12 protein-coding genes and 4 tRNA genes are annotated in these 14,738 nt (G+C 61.5%); 7 read left to right on the forward strand and 9 right to left on the reverse strand.

Translation table 11 applies throughout. The features are described from left to right. Positions 1-8: 8 nt before the first annotated feature. From V4529_11525 to V4529_11545, 5 genes are all read right to left on the reverse strand, one after another. Positions 9-992: a decaprenyl-phosphate phosphoribosyltransferase gene (locus V4529_11525; GenBank protein ID MES2358954.1), complete on the reverse strand. Its 984-nt coding sequence runs from the start codon at positions 990-992 to the stop codon at positions 9-11. Next, complete coding sequence (locus V4529_11530) at positions 989-1,969, reverse strand: NAD-dependent epimerase/dehydratase family protein (protein ID MES2358955.1); 981 nt, start codon at positions 1,967-1,969, stop codon at positions 989-991. Before V4529_11530 ends, V4529_11525 begins: the two co-directional genes overlap by 4 nt. Next, complete coding sequence (locus tag V4529_11535) at positions 1,966-3,291, reverse strand: glycosyltransferase family 4 protein (GenBank protein MES2358956.1); 1,326 nt, start codon at positions 3,289-3,291, stop codon at positions 1,966-1,968. The genes V4529_11530 and V4529_11535 overlap by 4 nt, the downstream gene beginning before the upstream one ends. A 249-nt stretch (positions 3,292-3,540) precedes the next feature. Next, on the reverse strand, positions 3,541-4,569 hold the full coding sequence (locus tag V4529_11540) for an NAD-dependent epimerase (GenBank protein ID MES2358957.1): 1,029 nt from the start codon (positions 4,567-4,569) through the stop codon (positions 3,541-3,543). A gap of 279 nt (positions 4,570-4,848) precedes the next feature. Continuing rightward, complete coding sequence (locus tag V4529_11545; GenBank protein MES2358958.1) at positions 4,849-5,745, reverse strand: RNA polymerase sigma factor RpoD/SigA; 897 nt, start codon at positions 5,743-5,745, stop codon at positions 4,849-4,851. A gap of 237 nt (positions 5,746-5,982) precedes the next feature. Here V4529_11545 and V4529_11550 point away from each other — a divergent pair. The 4 genes from V4529_11550 (at position 5,983) to V4529_11565 (ending at position 6,492) form a co-directional block, all read left to right on the forward strand. Next, positions 5,983-6,055 (forward strand) — tRNA-Ala (locus V4529_11550). Positions 6,056-6,107: 52 nt separating this feature from the next. Further along, a tRNA-Gly gene (locus V4529_11555) sits at positions 6,108-6,180 on the forward strand. 108 nt (positions 6,181-6,288) lie between these two features. Next, positions 6,289-6,362, forward strand: a tRNA-Val gene (locus V4529_11560). A 56-nt stretch (positions 6,363-6,418) separates the two neighbouring features. Beyond that, positions 6,419-6,492: transfer RNA gene (locus V4529_11565), tRNA-Arg, on the forward strand. A gap of 82 nt (positions 6,493-6,574) precedes the next feature. Here V4529_11565 and V4529_11570 read toward each other — a convergent pair. Both V4529_11570 and V4529_11575 read right to left on the reverse strand, forming a co-directional pair. Continuing rightward, the gene (locus tag V4529_11570; protein ID MES2358959.1) at positions 6,575-7,714 is read right to left on the reverse strand and encodes an ATP-binding protein; all 1,140 of its coding nucleotides are present in this window, start codon (positions 7,712-7,714) and stop codon (positions 6,575-6,577) included. Positions 7,715-7,741: 27 nt separating this feature from the next. Further along, on the reverse strand, positions 7,742-8,557 hold the full coding sequence (locus V4529_11575; GenBank protein MES2358960.1) for an alpha/beta hydrolase: 816 nt from the start codon (positions 8,555-8,557) through the stop codon (positions 7,742-7,744). Positions 8,558-8,726: 169 nt separating this feature from the next. On the opposite strand from V4529_11575, the gene V4529_11580 reads away from it, so the two are divergent. Further along, positions 8,727-9,590: a class I SAM-dependent methyltransferase gene (locus V4529_11580; protein ID MES2358961.1), complete on the forward strand. Its 864-nt coding sequence runs from the start codon at positions 8,727-8,729 to the stop codon at positions 9,588-9,590. A gap of 10 nt (positions 9,591-9,600) precedes the next feature. Here the strand turns inward: V4529_11580 and V4529_11585 are convergent, their stop codons facing one another. Together V4529_11585 and V4529_11590 are read right to left on the reverse strand one after the other, a co-directional pair. Then, complete coding sequence (locus V4529_11585) at positions 9,601-10,674, reverse strand: DUF481 domain-containing protein (protein MES2358962.1); 1,074 nt, start codon at positions 10,672-10,674, stop codon at positions 9,601-9,603. Between the two features lie 133 nt (positions 10,675-10,807). After that, positions 10,808-11,134, reverse strand: coding sequence for a hypothetical protein (locus tag V4529_11590; protein ID MES2358963.1), 327 nt, complete (start codon positions 11,132-11,134; stop codon positions 10,808-10,810). 442 nt (positions 11,135-11,576) lie between these two features. On the opposite strand from V4529_11590, the gene V4529_11595 reads away from it, so the two are divergent. Both V4529_11595 and V4529_11600 read left to right on the forward strand, forming a co-directional pair. Further along, entirely contained in the window at positions 11,577-13,079 is a 1,503-nt protein-coding gene (locus V4529_11595) for an Ig-like domain-containing protein (protein ID MES2358964.1), read from the forward strand. A 79-nt stretch (positions 13,080-13,158) separates the two neighbouring features. Beyond that, positions 13,159-14,619: an aminopeptidase P N-terminal domain-containing protein gene (locus V4529_11600; protein ID MES2358965.1), complete on the forward strand. Its 1,461-nt coding sequence runs from the start codon at positions 13,159-13,161 to the stop codon at positions 14,617-14,619. The last annotated feature ends 119 nt before the right edge of the window (positions 14,620-14,738 follow it).

A 14,738-nucleotide genomic window follows, 5' to 3' on the forward strand; every position in this document is an offset into this window, starting at 1 on the left:
TCGGAGCCTCAAACAACGTGGTAGAGCGTCGCAGCGCAGTAGACCGCCCAGAGCCCCACATCTATGAGGAGCGCACGATCAGTGAACAGGGTGCCCGCCGGATCGCCACCGTGGCTGCGTCGTACGAGATACAGATATCGAAACACTCCATACAGGACGAACACGGTGCTGTAGCTCAGCGCTTCCGAGCCGACGGCCAGTGCCGTCGACGATGAGATCGTGTACATGATGTACGACACGATGGTAACGGACAGCAGAATCCCGGAGATCTGATCCAGGGTCTCGGCGTCGTATTGTCTGAGGACCGCACGGTGTTCACCGGAGCCATCCCCAAGCAGGGTAAGCTCGTGCCGGCGCTTGGTGAACCCCAGATAAAGTGACAGCAGCCCGCCGCAAAGAAGCAGCCAGACCGAAGCGTGCACGCCGATCGCGGCTACTCCAGCCAGAAGGCGCAGTACGAAAAACGCTGCGATAGCGAAGACGTCCACGAGCACCACACGCTTGAGCAGCAAGGAGTAGATGACGTTGAGACCGGCGTACGAAACAAGCACCAGAGCGAGCAGCGGTGCGATAAAGGCGCCGAGCGCCAGCGATGCAAACACCAACACCGAGCCGAGCACGATGCCGGTGCGGCGACTCACTCGGCCTGCTGCTATCGGACGGTTGCGCTTGGTCGGGTGTGCGCGGTCTGCGCTGGAGTCGGAAACGTCATTCCAGCAATAGATGCCACTCGCGATCAGGCAGAAGCACACAAATGCACCGAATGCGTGGTCCCTGGCCGAGCTGTTCGTCGCGAGTCCGGAGAAGAGGAGAGGAGCGAGCACGAATCCGTTCTTGATCCACTGCCGCGGGCGCAGCAGGAGCACGAGATCCGAAAAGCGCGCGAACGCGCCGGAGCGCGCCGGCGCTGTATCAGGCCCGAGGCCGGGCGAGACATCAGGCGAGACATCACGCGCTGCTCCATCGTCGATGCTGACCACCCGAGCCTTCACGCCTCCACGCTCTCCAGAATCGAGCGTTGATCGGCGATAACGTCGCTGATGATCCGGGACAACGGAGTACGTGGACGGAAGCCGATCGTCTGCTCGAGGCGCGACAGATCCGGCACACGACGCGGCATGTCTTCGAACCCAACGGCATACGCTTCATCGTATGGCACGCGCACGATCGGTGAAGAGCTATCCGCCGCCTCACGCACCAGCTCCGCGAGACGCATGATCGTAACTTCCTCGTCGTTCCCGACATTATAGGCTCGGCCCGGTGCCGAGGGCGTGCGCATCAGCCGCACGACTGATTCGACAGCGTCGGAGACGTGTCCGAAACAGCGTGACTGAGTACCTGGCCCGTACACCGTGATCGGCTCGCCGCGCACTGCCTGCGACGCAAAATTCGGCACCACCATGCCGTACCGGCCAGTCTGGCGGGGGCCAACGGTGTTGAAGAAACGCACGATGATCACGGGCACGTTACGCTCGCGCATGTATGCCAGCCCGAGCCATTCGTCCAGCGCCTTGGAGCACGCGTAAGCCCACCGTGAGTGAGTGGTCGATCCAAGTACGAGGTCGTCGTCTTCTCGAAACGGTGTGTGCAGACTCTTTCCGTATACTTCCGACGTCGACGCAAGGATCACGAGCTTCTGCTTACGGGCCGCTGCGTCGAGTACCACTTCGGTTCCGTGCACGTTCGTCGTTATCGTCCTTACCGGGCTTTCGACGATGAGTCGCACACCGACCGCTGCGGCGAGGTGTACCGTGCAGTCGCATCTATCCACCAGCTCGGACACCAGCGCGGCGTTCGTCACCGATCCGATATGGTACGTGAATCCGGCACGACCAACCAGGTGCTCGATGTTGTCCATCGAGCCCGTCGACAAGTCATCGAGAATGATCACCTGATGACGGTCGTCGAGCAGCCGGGTCGCGAGGTGCGAGCCGATAAAACCTGCGCCGCCGGTAATGAATACCTTCATGCCGGGCCTCCGCTCGCGAGAGCATCAACAATGGACTTTTCGCCCTTCGCACTCGCCATGCGGCGAATGAGATCGAGATACTGGGGCATCACTGCTTCCTCACTCCAGTGCTCCGCGAACGCGCGCCGGCCTGCATTCGCCAGTGCCTCACGACGCTCCGGGAATTCCACCAGCTCGTGCATGGCCGCTTCCAGCTCGGCGCGATTCTCAAACAGCAGCCCTGCGTCTGCCGTTTCGACGATCTCGGGAAACGGCCCCAGCCGGCGCGCAATTACAGGCGTGCCCTTCCGAAAAGCTTCGATGATGATTATGCCGAACGTCTCGAAGCAAACCGACGGCACTATCAGCGCCAGCGCATGGTGATAGTACGATCCGAGCTGCTCGCCCGGCACTCGACCCAGAAAACGCACCCGGGGCATGTCGGCAGCAAGCGACCGTAGCGACGCGGCGTAGTCCCCGTCTCCGGCAATGAGCAGGTCAGGTCCATCGGTGCCCGCGAACGACGGAATGACGTCTTCGAGTCCCTTGATCTTCTCCAATCGCCCGACGAATAGAAAGAATGGACGACTGTGAGGTGACGGCGCCTCCGTCACCGGATCCGCCCCTGCACTGTCTTGCGGCAGGAAATACGGAATGACTTCCATGTCGCGCGGAAAGCCGAACTCGTGATGCTTGTCGCGACTGAACGCACTTTTCGCTATGAATGCATCGACATTGTCCAGCTCGCGGTCGAGCAGGCCCGTGGACCGCCACAGTTGCGGCGGTCTGCGATAGGACAGCACGCAGCGCACGCAGTCACGCGCATCGCATAGTTCACGGTTATAACGCCACAATACGTGGGTTGGGCACACGAGCCAGTGCTCATGGGCTTCGTACAGCGTGACGCCACGCCCCTCTCGAAGCAACACCGGGCCGCCCACGAGCGATACGTTGTGAAAGAAGGTTACGTCGAACCCTTCACCGAGCAGGGCGCGAAGTTTTCGCCCGTGCACCACAGGGCGTCCAAACTGCTGCGTCAGAATCGGCGAGATGATTCCGAGCTTGCTTCGAAGCGTCACGACCTCGACGCCCGGGATGGACGCGCCAGGCGCTGGCTCGATTCCGCCATTCAGCGCCAGAAACGCATCCGCGTCGTGGACGACCGTGACCGAGTGGCCACGGCGCGCGAACGCCGCCGCGAGACGCTGCACACCGATCCCGTCTCCGCCAAAGTTGTATGGCGGATAGAAAGTGGTGAGCATGCAGATGCGAAGACGCCGTCCCGGGCCGCGTTCGCGGTCCGTAGCGTCATCGGTCTCCTGCGCGCCAGTAAACTCCGTCACTAACACAGGTCCTCGGTCGCTCAGCGATAAAATGGTCGTCGTAATACGGCGAAGCGATCCCGCCCAATTCCCAACTCGACGGAGCTGGAGACCATCGCCAGGATCAAGAACCATGCACGGCGAACCTGCTCGCAAAATTCGCGCTAAGTTATTGCAGTACCAGTAGATGCGCTTCGGATCAATTCAGCCGCGCTGCGCCTCGACCGATCGGGTGATGCTGCGATGCCACAGTTGTAGCGCCGCCGGGCCTCAGGCCATTGCAGCCGGTTGCCTCACGCCGTAATAGTCCCGGTACCAGTCGACAAACCGTTCCAACCCCACCGTGATGGATGTTTCCGGTCGGTACCCGACGTCGCGCTCGAGATCGGAAACGTCTGCGTACGTTGCCAGAACGTCGCCCGGTTGCATCGGCAAATACTTGCGTTTGGCGTGGATTCCAAGCTGGCGTTCGAGCACTTCGACGAATTCGAGCAGCGGCACAGGATCGCTGTGGCCGATGTTGTAAACGCGATATGGCGCCGAGCTCGTTGCAGGATTCGGAGAATCACCCGACCAGTTGGGGTCGGGGGTTGCAGGCCTGGCGGCGACGCGCACCACGCCCTCGACAACGTCGTCGATGTACGTAAAGTCGCGCAGCATGTCGCCATTGTTATACAGCTCTATCGGACGCCCTTCAACGATCGCACGAGTGAACTTGAAGTACGCCATGTCGGGCCTGCCGAACGGACCATACACGGTAAAGAAGCGAAGTGCAGTTATCGGGAGACGGAACAGGTGCGCGTAGCTGTGCGCCATGAGCTCCGATGCTTTTTTTGTCGCCGCGTACAGGCTCACCGGATGATCGACGCGCTGCTCCACGGAAAACGGAGTTGCGGTATTGGCTCCATAGACCGAGCTCGAAGACGCGTGCACGAGGTGCGAGACTCGGGCATGTCTGCACGCTTCGAGAATGTTCAGGAATCCGACCAGATTGCTGTCGGCATACGCGCCAGGATTCTCGAGTGAATAACGTACGCCCGCCTGCGCGGCGAGGTTGATGACGACGTCCGGACGGTGCTCTGCCATTGTTTTCGCGAGCAGCGGCGCATCACAGATGTCGCCGTGGACGAACCGGAACGACGAGCTCGGCGCCAACTCCGCCAGGCGTGCGAGCTTGAGCGACGGGTCGTAGTAGTCGTTGAGGTTGTCGATGCCGACCACCGCATCCCCAGCTTCGAGCAGTCGCTTCGCGACGTGGAAGCCGATGAATCCAGCGGCCCCGGTCACCAGCGTCGTCATCCTTTATCCGCCATGAAGATCAAGGTGGGAACCTCACGTCGATCAGTGCGTGTGCCGACAGCGACCATCCGCTCGCGTCCAATATTGGCTCCGGTCCGCGTATTGGCCAGCGCTGATTTGAGAGCTCCACCACGCACATGGTGTAACTCCGTACGCTACTGACGGAAGCTCACGGTGACACGCCGAAACGACAGAAGGGCCGGGGCAGCGTCACCTGCAGCTGCCCCGGCCCTCCGGACATCGCGCCGCCGTGGTCAGACCACGGCGGTCTTTCCTGCGTTACGCCGCGAAGCTGCTCAGTGCGCGACCAACGTCACCTTCGCGCAGGCGCTTGAGCGCGCGATCGCGCAACTGACGAACGCGCTCGCGCGTGACGCCAAGCATCGAGCCGATCTCTTCGAGCGTATGCTCCCGGCCGCCTTCGAGACCGAAGTACAGCTTGAGAACTTTCGCGTCGCGCGGTGGAAGCGTGCGCAGCGCGGTTTCGATCTCGTCATTGAGGAAGCGGTTCATCGCCTCTTCCTCGGTGTCCGGCATTTCATCAGCGACGAAACGCTCGATGAGTGAGCGATCGCCTTCCGGATCCATCGGTGCATCGAGACGCACGTCGCCTGTATTGAGCGCGGCGAGCGACTGCACTACATCGACGGAGAGACCGGTGATCTGCGCCAGCTCGTTCGGCGTTGGCTCACGACGCAACTTCTGGCGCAGAATTTCCGACGCCTTGATGATGCGCGAGAGATCCGCGGTACGGTTGAGCGGAACGCGGACCGTGCGACCCTGGCGTGCGAGCGACGACAGGATTGCCTGACGAATCCACCACACTGCGTAGGAGATGAACTTCACTCCCTGATCCGGATCGAACTTGCGCGCAGCAGTGAGTAGACCGACGTTGCCCTCACCGATCAGATCGATGAGCGGAAGACCGCGGTTCTGGTATTTCTTTGCGACGGAAATGACGAAGCGCAAATTGCGCTTCACCAATTCCTGGAGCGCATCGGGATCACCCGCGCGGATCTTGCGGGCGATGTCGATCTCTTCTGTGCCTTTGAGAAGTGGATATGTACTAACTTCGTACAGGTACTGATCGAGAATGTCGCGCTCTGGCTCGCTCGGAGCGATGCCGGCCGGTGAGGTTCCAGTTCCTCGGCGGCGGCGTGGTTTGACTTCGGCCATGTTAGCCTCTTTACTCTATATGTATCAGACGCCGCTCTCGCGGCGCTGAAGTCGTGTGGATTGTATAACCCACTCAGACAGTGGGGTCGCGGTGCAAGATACCGGCCGAAGGGCCCGTGTCTAGACCCAGAAGTCGATGACATTTCTTGACTTTCGACATACCCCCGGATATCCTTCGCGGTTCCTACCGGGCAGGGGTTCGGACCGAGATTCTGGTCCGAATGTTTACCCGGTTTTGGGGCGGTAGCTCAGTTGGTAGAGCGCTTGAATGGCATTCAAGAGGTCAGGGGTTCGATCCCCCTTCGCTCCACTGGGCGGAACGGCTGTTTGCAGTAGCAGGTGCCCCGAAGGTGGGGCGAAATGCGGGAGTAGCTCAGTTGGTAGAGCACAACCTTGCCAAGGTTGGGGTCGCGGGTTCAAGTCCCGTCTCCCGCTTGTATATGGGCAGGCGTGTAGGGGCAGGCCTCCGTGCCTGCCCCAAATACGGCAGACACGGGGGCCCTGCCCCTGATCGAAGGGATGGGCGCCAGGGCTGCGCATCGCGGGCGGTTAGCTCAGTTGGTTAGAGCGCCACGTTGACATCGTGGAGGTCACAAGTTCGAGTCTTGTACCGCCCATTGCAGGATGAGTAGAGGCGGTCAGAAGACGCCACGGTAGTGAATGCGGTTTGTATGCGCCCGTAGCTCAATTGGATAGAGCATCTGACTACGGATCAGAAGGTTGGGGATTCGACTTCCTCCGGGCGCACTGAATTCCAGTTCCAACACAAACACAACGACAACCGACGCCGCGATCATCGAGATCGCGGCGTTTTAAGTGTCGGGCCAGTTCACGCCCTCGGCAGCTCGAAGATGAAGGTGCTCCCCACCCCCAGCTCGCTCTCGACGGTGAGATCACCGCCCATCGCCCGCGCCAGGTCCCGGCTGATCGCGAGCCCCAGGCCCGTTCCCTCCAGCCGCTGCGACCGCTCGACCTGCACCTGCACGAACGGCTCGAAAATGTTGGTCAGGTTCGCAGGCGGGATGCCGATCCCGGAATCCGTCACCATCACGCGTACTCTTGTACCGGCCTCATCGTAGCCGGCGCCAATTCGCACGTGGCCGCCACGGAGCGTGAACTTCATCGCGTTTGTAAGAAGATTGATGAGCACCTGCTGCACCTTTTCCCGATCGGCTCGCGCAACGATCTTCTCGGGCACTGATGACTTGAGCGTCAGCCCAGCTGTATTCATCTGCGGATCTACCATCGGAATCACGCTTGCCACGACGTCGGCTAACGGCACGTCCTCCAGCAGGTACTCGACTCGTCCCGCCTCGATCCGCGCTGTGTTGAGAATATCGTTGATGAGCCGCAGCAGATGCCGCTGACTCCGATTCACGCGATCCAGCGCGGTGCGCTGCGCCTCTGTCACAGGGCCGTGAATGCCCAGCTCGATGAGCTGAACGTAACCTCCGATTGCATTGAGCGGTGTGCGCAGCTCGTGACTCATCGTCGTGAGGAATCGCGTCTTGGCCTGGTTCGCTTCATCCGCGATCACGATCGCGCGGTGCATTTCGTCAGTGCGCGCGGTAAGCGTAACGGCCAACGCCTCTGCCTTCCGCCGTGCGTTCAGAAGTTCGTCTTCATACTTCCGGCGCTCGCGCACCTCCATCAACACACAATCGTTCGCGAAGGCGCCGCCGCGCTCCCGTCGCACGGCGTTGACGAGCGTACCCACTTCAGTTCCGTCCTTGGCGCGAAACAGCAGAAATATCTCGCTCGCCTTCCCGTGCAGCTTGAGCATCGGAAAGAGATGTGTCTGAACGAAGATGCGTCCCGGAACCGTGAGCAGAGTCTCGAAGCGCTTCCCGTCGAGCTCTCCGACCGGATAGCCGAGCAGGTTGCAGAGCGTGGCGTTCGCGAGCGTGATCATTCCCTCGTCCGTGAACGACACCACGCCACAGGGCAGCGTGTTCAGAAGCTCATCCACCGTCCAGCTCCAGCTTCGGAAGAGATCTCAAAATGCAACCGCTGCTGTTAGATACTCCTTGATGAGCCGAATAGTTTCTTCCGGAGCGCTCATGTGGGGACAGTGTCCCGTGGCCCGCATCGTACGGAGTGTACTGTCGGGAAGTTTGCAATGCACATACGCTCCGACTTCCTGTGGCGCGATGATGTCTTCGGAGCACTGAAGAATCAGCGACGGTACTCGCACGCCAGCGAGATCTGCACGATTGTCCGCAAAGAAGGTGGCCTCGGCGAATTGCCTTGCGACAATCGGATCCGTCGAGCAGAAACTCTCCGTCAGCTCGGCCGCGAGCTCCGGACGATCCGGATTCTTCATGATGGCTGGCGCGAGATAGTTCGCCCAGCCGATGTAGTTCCTGTCCATCGTCTCGAGCAACCCGTCTATATCCGAGCGCTCGAAGCCGCCGACATAATCCGGTGCCTCGTTGATGTAGCGTGGAGACGGCCCGATAAGGATGAGATCGGAGAAACGGTCGGGCTCTGCATTCGCCGCGAGTATCCCGATCATCGAGCTCACAGAGTGACCAACGAATATCACGTCGTACAGATCCAGTGCGTGACAGATGTCGAGCACATCAAGTGCATAGCCATCGAGGGTCGAGTAACGCTCGCTGTCGTACGCGGCCATGTCGGATTTGCCCGAGCCCACGTAATCGAACAGAACGATGCGATAGTCATCCTCGAACGCCGGCGTGACAAACCGCCACATGTTCTGGTCGCACCCGAAGCCATGCGCGAACAGCATTGGCTGACTGCCGCGCCCTGAAATCTTCACGTTGTTTCTGGCGATTATGTCCTGCGACATCGTGGTGGGGAAAGAGGATGGGGGTCTGCGCGCAGGGCGGTCGAGGGCAGTGACAGTCCGGCCGGCAAGTCATAAATTAGGTCCGGATCGTGTGCCGCCAGCCGCTCGCCTGGGTTGCAAGGCGCGCACCATCCGGCGCCCAACCCCTGGCCGGTTCGACTTCGCAGACATGCCGATAGAAAACATCTCCGATACCGCCCGGTGGGTCGCGGTCTATCGCGCCATGGAATCCGCACGGCGCGACGCCCTTTTCAACGACCCATTCGCGGCTCGACTGGCTGGTGCGCAGGGTGCCCTGATTGTCAACGAGCTCAAGCGCGGCAAGTCGCTCGCGTGGCCCATGATCGTGCGTACCGCCGTGTTCGACGAAATGATCATGGATCGCGTTGCCAACCACGGCGTCGACACGGTCGTGAATCTTGCGGCTGGACTCGACACGCGGGCGTGGCGAATGCAACTACCTCGATCGCTCCGCTGGATCGATGTCGATCTGCCAGGCATCACGGAATACAAGGCGAACGCGATGCGCGGCGAGAAAACCGCCTGCACATACGAGGCAATCGCGACGGATCTCACCGACGCATCGGAGCGCGCCGCGTTGTTCGCGCGCATCGACAGCGAGAGCAAGCGCGCTCTCGTGATCACCGAAGGCCTCTTGATCTATCTCACCGCCGAACAGGTCGGCTCGCTCGCGCGCGACATTCAGTCGATGCAGTGCGCGATCTGGTGGCTGTTCGACCTGGCGAGCAAGCGGCTGCTACCCATAATGAACCGCTACTGGGGCCGCGCGGTCACCGCAGGTAATGCTCCATTTCAGTTCGCACCTGCGGAGGGAACGGCGTTCTTCGAGAAGTTCGGTTGGCGCGAACTCGAATTTCGCTCCGGCCTCGACGAAGCCCATCGCCTGCGGCGCGAGATGCGCATGGCGCCGCTCTGGCGACTTCTGTCCAGATTCGGATCGCGGGAACGACGCGAGGAATTCCGCCGCATGTCGGGCTACGTAATGCTCGAACGCACGAGTCGCACGGACTGACGATCACCGATCAGAATTCGATGCCGATTCCACTCTGAATCGTTGTATCGGATTTCTTGACCTTCACTTGCGGCTTGGTGTCGTATCTGCTGGCGATTCCGACCTTGAGCGCGAGTGACTTGGACAGCGGCGCCGAGAGATTGAGGTCCGAATTGACACGATAGTGGCCCGGTGGACCGGTGATGTCGGGAAAGACCGCGATCTGCTGGTCCGATCTCGTAGTACCGAATACCTGCCGCGCCGCAAGTCGCAGAACGCCGCCGATGCGTGTGTAACTCGGCAGGACAGTCGGCTGTTCGTTGGTGACACCGGTTCCTATTTCGAGCGCAATGTTGTTGTGCGGGTTGCGCGACAGTGGCACCGATACACCGGTATTTTCCACCGTGCGACGCGCTATCTGTGCGAACGGATCGTGCTCGTACACCGCCTCCGAGAAGAACGACGGACGCGCTGCTGCGGCTGAATCGTTCGGCCCCAGTGCGAGATCGTAGCGCAGCGTCGCGGAGAGAAAGTTTTCCGTCGCCGATCCTTCCCGACTGCCGAATTCCCGCTTGCCGCTAAGCGCTATCTGCGTCCTGTCGGTGCGCCGCGCAACCGCCCCGGTGAATCCAAGGTTGCTGACGTTGGCGTTGCCGCGCGTGAGAAGATACGTGGCTCCCAGTGACCGCTTCCACCCCACGTGAGATACGTACGTCGGAAGAGCGCGCGCGGCGAGCGGAATTGCCTGCTTCGGATGAGTCAGCTTCTCGAGCGACACACGGGGCGTGGGCGCAGGCGTCGGAATCGGCATTGGGGGACCCACTACCGCTACAGTCGTGGTGGGGACTTCCGGCAGCGGTGCGAGCGCGAGCGTACCGAGGCGGCGAAGCGCCGTGCTGTCGCTCGACTCACAGAGCGCAATCGCGCTCCGGTCCAGAGAGAGTGGGCCGAGGGACTTATGGGTTATCCGGACTTTCGTTGTGGACACCGATACCAGAGCCCCACTCAGACGGTCGCCGTTGGCGAGATAGCAGGTGACGGGCGAGGGCTTCGGCTGCGCGTGGCTGGCAAAGCCAGCGACGACGAGCAGTGCTGAGACGAACATGGCAGTGGGACAAAGTCAACCGATGCAGGAGCATCGAGGCGACCTGCAAGCTAAACCCGCATCACCGCCAGCACAGGCTCCGTCGAGAGTTTGTCGAAAGGTTGCGGGCCGCCAGTCGAGCGCCGGTGCGGTTCTAGTTGAGCAGTCGGGCGGCTGTCAGAATCCAGCTGCTGTCTGCGGCGGGCTTGAGGAGGCAGGCGAAGTTCCGCTCACCGGACGCTGTCGAAACGGTGCCGGTCACGCCAGCTCCGCCGAGAGAGTCGTAGTAGACATGCTCTGCGTCGGTACTGAACCGTGCAGTGGCGCGAGACGTCAGCTGGTCGCGCACTGCGTCCTCGCATGTGCTCTGCGCCAGTACCCGTCGCTGGTCGCGCTGATCCTGGCCTGAGGGGCCGCAGGCGACCGCCGATCCGGCAATTGTGAGGATGACGATGAAAAGGTACCCGCGCGACCGCGCCATCGCGCCTCCGTTGGGCCAGTTTGACAGCGGCGTGGTGGCCGCGACGATGCTTTTACACTGACGAGCAACCGGGTTGACTGGTAACAACGGCCGAGCTACAGCAGCACGTCTGCGTTGGGGTCAAGGACCGCCGGCCGCCCTCTGCCCCACCTCTTTCCCCACTCCGTTGCCCGCCGGTTTGCCCACCTTTCACCGATTCTTGCGGCCAGGACCGGAACAACTGCAGTACCTATGGTTACGATGGCATATCGCACCAGCGGATTCGGAATTATCCTTGCCAGGCGGCGCGCGGTGCGACGGCTGACGAGAACGGCGGCTACTGACCGGAGAATTGGCAATGTGGATGGGCTGGGGTAATCAGTTCCGAGCGCAAGGGCCGTTCCGTTCCCGGGTTCGCGGGGGCATCGCCCGCATCGTTCGCGTCGCCCGTATCGCTCGCGCGGTGTTCGTATCGGCCGTCTGTATCATCCCGGGTCTGACATGCGGCGGCGATTCCGCTACGGGCCCACGAACGTTGAAGGCGCCGCCTCCGCTCGCGATCATCAAGTTCGATCGGTTGGTGGATTCTGTCGATTTGCAGGGCACGAGCACGATCATCGCCACATTCTTCGACTCCGCTGGATCACCGGTTGTTCCGACGTCGATCTCGTGGAGCATCGCCGACTCGACCATCGCGAAAGTATCGAGCACTGGCGTGGTTACCGGTGTGCACACCGGCACGACGTCGGTCACCCTGCGGGCCAACAGCGTGTCGGCGTCGCTTCCCGTGGTCGTGACGGCTCCGGCGGCGCGCGCGAGGATTGTGCCCGGCGTGCTCGATCTCGGCGTCGGCCACACTATTGCGACACAGACGTTGGCATTTTCCGCCGCGGGTGACACACTGCACGGAAGGAGTTACACATACTCGGTCGACAATCCCGCGGTTGCCACAGTCACTTCGGCTGGTGTCGTGCATGGAATCGCGCCGGGAAAGGCTACGCTCACAGTTACTTCAGGGGCGGCATCGGCCACAGCTCCCATTTCAGTCGCCGCGCTCGGCATCGCTGGCTTCAAGATCGATCTCCGATTCGTCGGCAACGTTTCATCGACGGTGAAAGCGGCAGCAGCGCAGGCGGCGCAAAGATGGGAAACTGTAATCTCTGCGCCGCTCATCCCGTACCATGTAGTCACCACGGCGAACCTGTGCGGCGCAGGAATCCCTGCAGTCGATACGGTCGAAACGAGCATGATGATCGTCATCCAGTCTGACTCGATCGACGGCCGATCGAATACGGTCGGGGAGGGCGGCCCGTGCATAATTCGCGACGATGCGCCGCAGTTCACTGCACTCGGCACCATCACCGTCGATTCCGCCGATGTCGCTTCGCTGGACCAGCAGGGTGTTCTGGTATCGATGTTGACTCACGAGATGGGTCACGTGCTCGGCATCGGAACTCTGTGGTCCGATGGTACGGTACGCGATTCGGTGACGTACTTTCCGAATACTGCCGCAGGGCTTGGCGGGCCTGATCCCGTCTTCATCGGGCACGCAGCGAGAGTCGCATCCGCGGAACTCGGCTTCACTGCCGACTCGTCGCTCGGCGTTCCGATCGAAAACTCGGGCGGTGATGGAACGCGCGACGGCCACTGGCGTGCGACTGTATTCGGTCACGAGCTGATGACAGGCACGCTTCACAACGGGCTGGATCCGCTGAGTCTCGTGACCATCGAGGCGCTGGCAGACTTTGGCTACACCGTTGTTCCGGAGGCTGCCGACGACTTCAGCGCGGCGAATGCGTTCAACCCCAACGTTCCTGTCTCTCCCTCCGCCGCCATCAACGTTCCTTCTGCCGCGTCTTCGGGCACGGCGATCAAGGAGCGACTGCTGTTTCCACGGTTCACGGTGTCACGCGGTGGCACTCTGCACCGGATCCGTGGGTCGTCCGGGCCTGCGGCACCAAAGTGACGTCAGTGACGGTGTAGCCGCCTTGACGTTATCGGGGTATGTGGCTCTCTTTCGCAAACCCCGAACCGGAGCGCGATACGTGTCACGGCAACTGCATTCGTTACTGATCACAATTGGACTGCTCGCGGCGCCGATTGTGACGCACGCACAGATCAGCGGCGCTGAGTTCGCAGCGAGACGCGATTCGCTCGCGACACACGTCGGGAACGGCGTCGTGATAGCATTCGGCGGAAGGACACCGGTTACTGATTTCGGACCGTTCTACCAGCTCCCTGCCTTCCACTACCTCACGAACTTCGACGAGGCCGACGCTGCATTCGTCATGGTCGTACGCAACGGCCGTGCAACCAGCAGCACGTTGTTTCTCACGCCGATCGATCCGCGCACGGCATTCTACTACGGACGGCGACCCGACTCCGCCAGTGTGACGAGCACGCTCGGAGTCGGCGCGCGGTCGTTCAGCGCGCTTGGCACGATCGTGGATTCGCTCGCGACGTCGGGACTGCCGGTCTACACGCTGGCGGATTTCGCGGACGCGGACTTCGCACGCCAGGACTCGCTTACGCGCGGACGCATGTTCGTTCGCACGCTTGTCTCGAACCATCCGGGACTCGTGGTGAAGGATGCGCATCCGATCGTCGATGCACTGCGCGCACGCAAGAGTCCGGCGGAGATCGCTCTGCTCAGGCGCGCCGCGCAGATCAGCTCGGCAGGGCACGTCGCCGTACTGCACATTCCCGAACCACGACACGAATACGAGCTCAAGGCCGCTCTCGAAAACACGTTCACTAAGCTGGGTGGCTCGCGGCCTGCGTACGGATCGATCGTCGGTGCTGGACAGCGCGGCACCCAGTTGCACTACATGCTGGACAGTGGTACTGCACGACCGGGCGATCTCGTCGTGATGGATGCAGCCACGGAATACCAGGGTTACGCGGCCGATGTCACACGTACGATTCCGGTGAGCGGAAAGTTCACGGCAGACCAGCGTATCATCTACCAGCTGGTGCGTGATGCGCAGGCGGCCGCGGAGCGCAATTCCAGGCCGGGCATGTCCGCAGCAGCAGCAACCGACTCCGCAGTTGCGATCCGTGCGTCCGGTCTCGCGAAGCTCGGATTGATCGAGAGCGTCGACGCAACGTTCGATCCGCCATGGAAGGTGGACTGCACCGCCGCACCAGCGCAGTGCAGACAATCCATGCTGTGGATGATTCACGGAATCAGTCACGGGCTCGGGCTCGCAGTGCACGACCCCGCGCAATATTACACGGGTGACAGGAAGTTCATGAAGGGCGACGCATTCACGATCGAGCCCGGCATCTACATAAGCACGGCGGCGCTGGACGTTCTTCCCGCCACACCGAAGAATCGGGCGTTCATCGCGCACGTACGCGCGGCAGTCGAGCGTTACAACAATACCGGAGTTCGCATCGAGGACGACTACGTGATAACCGATCGCGGACTGGAGCGAATGAGCAGCGCGCCACGGGAGATCGACGAGATCGAGAGTATCATGAAGACGCGGCCCGCGAGGAAATAGCCGCCGCTCGCCTCCGCGGACTGACCGCTTACACGTTACATACGCCGCTCGCCCTTGCCGGCGAGCGGCCCAGACCGAAGATTGACGCGTACCCGAAAATCGTCCCAACCACGCTCATT

This window comes from Gemmatimonadota bacterium, from assembly GCA_040388625.1.
GTDB lineage: Bacteria > Gemmatimonadota > Gemmatimonadetes > Gemmatimonadales > Gemmatimonadaceae > Fen-1247.

Bases quoted from the DNA above. Each gene is read 5' to 3' on its own strand.
- V4529_11530 (MES2358955.1), bottom strand. From the start codon at position 1,969: ATGAAGGTATTCATTACCGGCGGCGCAGGTTTTATCGGCTCGCACCTC.
- V4529_11540 (MES2358957.1), bottom strand. From the start codon at position 4,569: ATGACGACGCTGGTGACCGGGGCCGCTGGATTCATCGGCTTCCACGTC.
- V4529_11545 (MES2358958.1), bottom strand. From the start codon at position 5,745: ATGGCCGAAGTCAAACCACGCCGCCGCCGAGGAACTGGAACCTCACCG.
- V4529_11575 (MES2358960.1), bottom strand. From the start codon at position 8,557: ATGTCGCAGGACATAATCGCCAGAAACAACGTGAAGATTTCAGGGCGC.
- V4529_11580 (MES2358961.1), top strand. From the start codon at position 8,727: ATGCCGATAGAAAACATCTCCGATACCGCCCGGTGGGTCGCGGTCTAT.
- V4529_11585 (MES2358962.1), bottom strand. From the start codon at position 10,674: ATGTTCGTCTCAGCACTGCTCGTCGTCGCTGGCTTTGCCAGCCACGCG.
- V4529_11590 (MES2358963.1), bottom strand. From the start codon at position 11,134: ATGGCGCGGTCGCGCGGGTACCTTTTCATCGTCATCCTCACAATTGCC.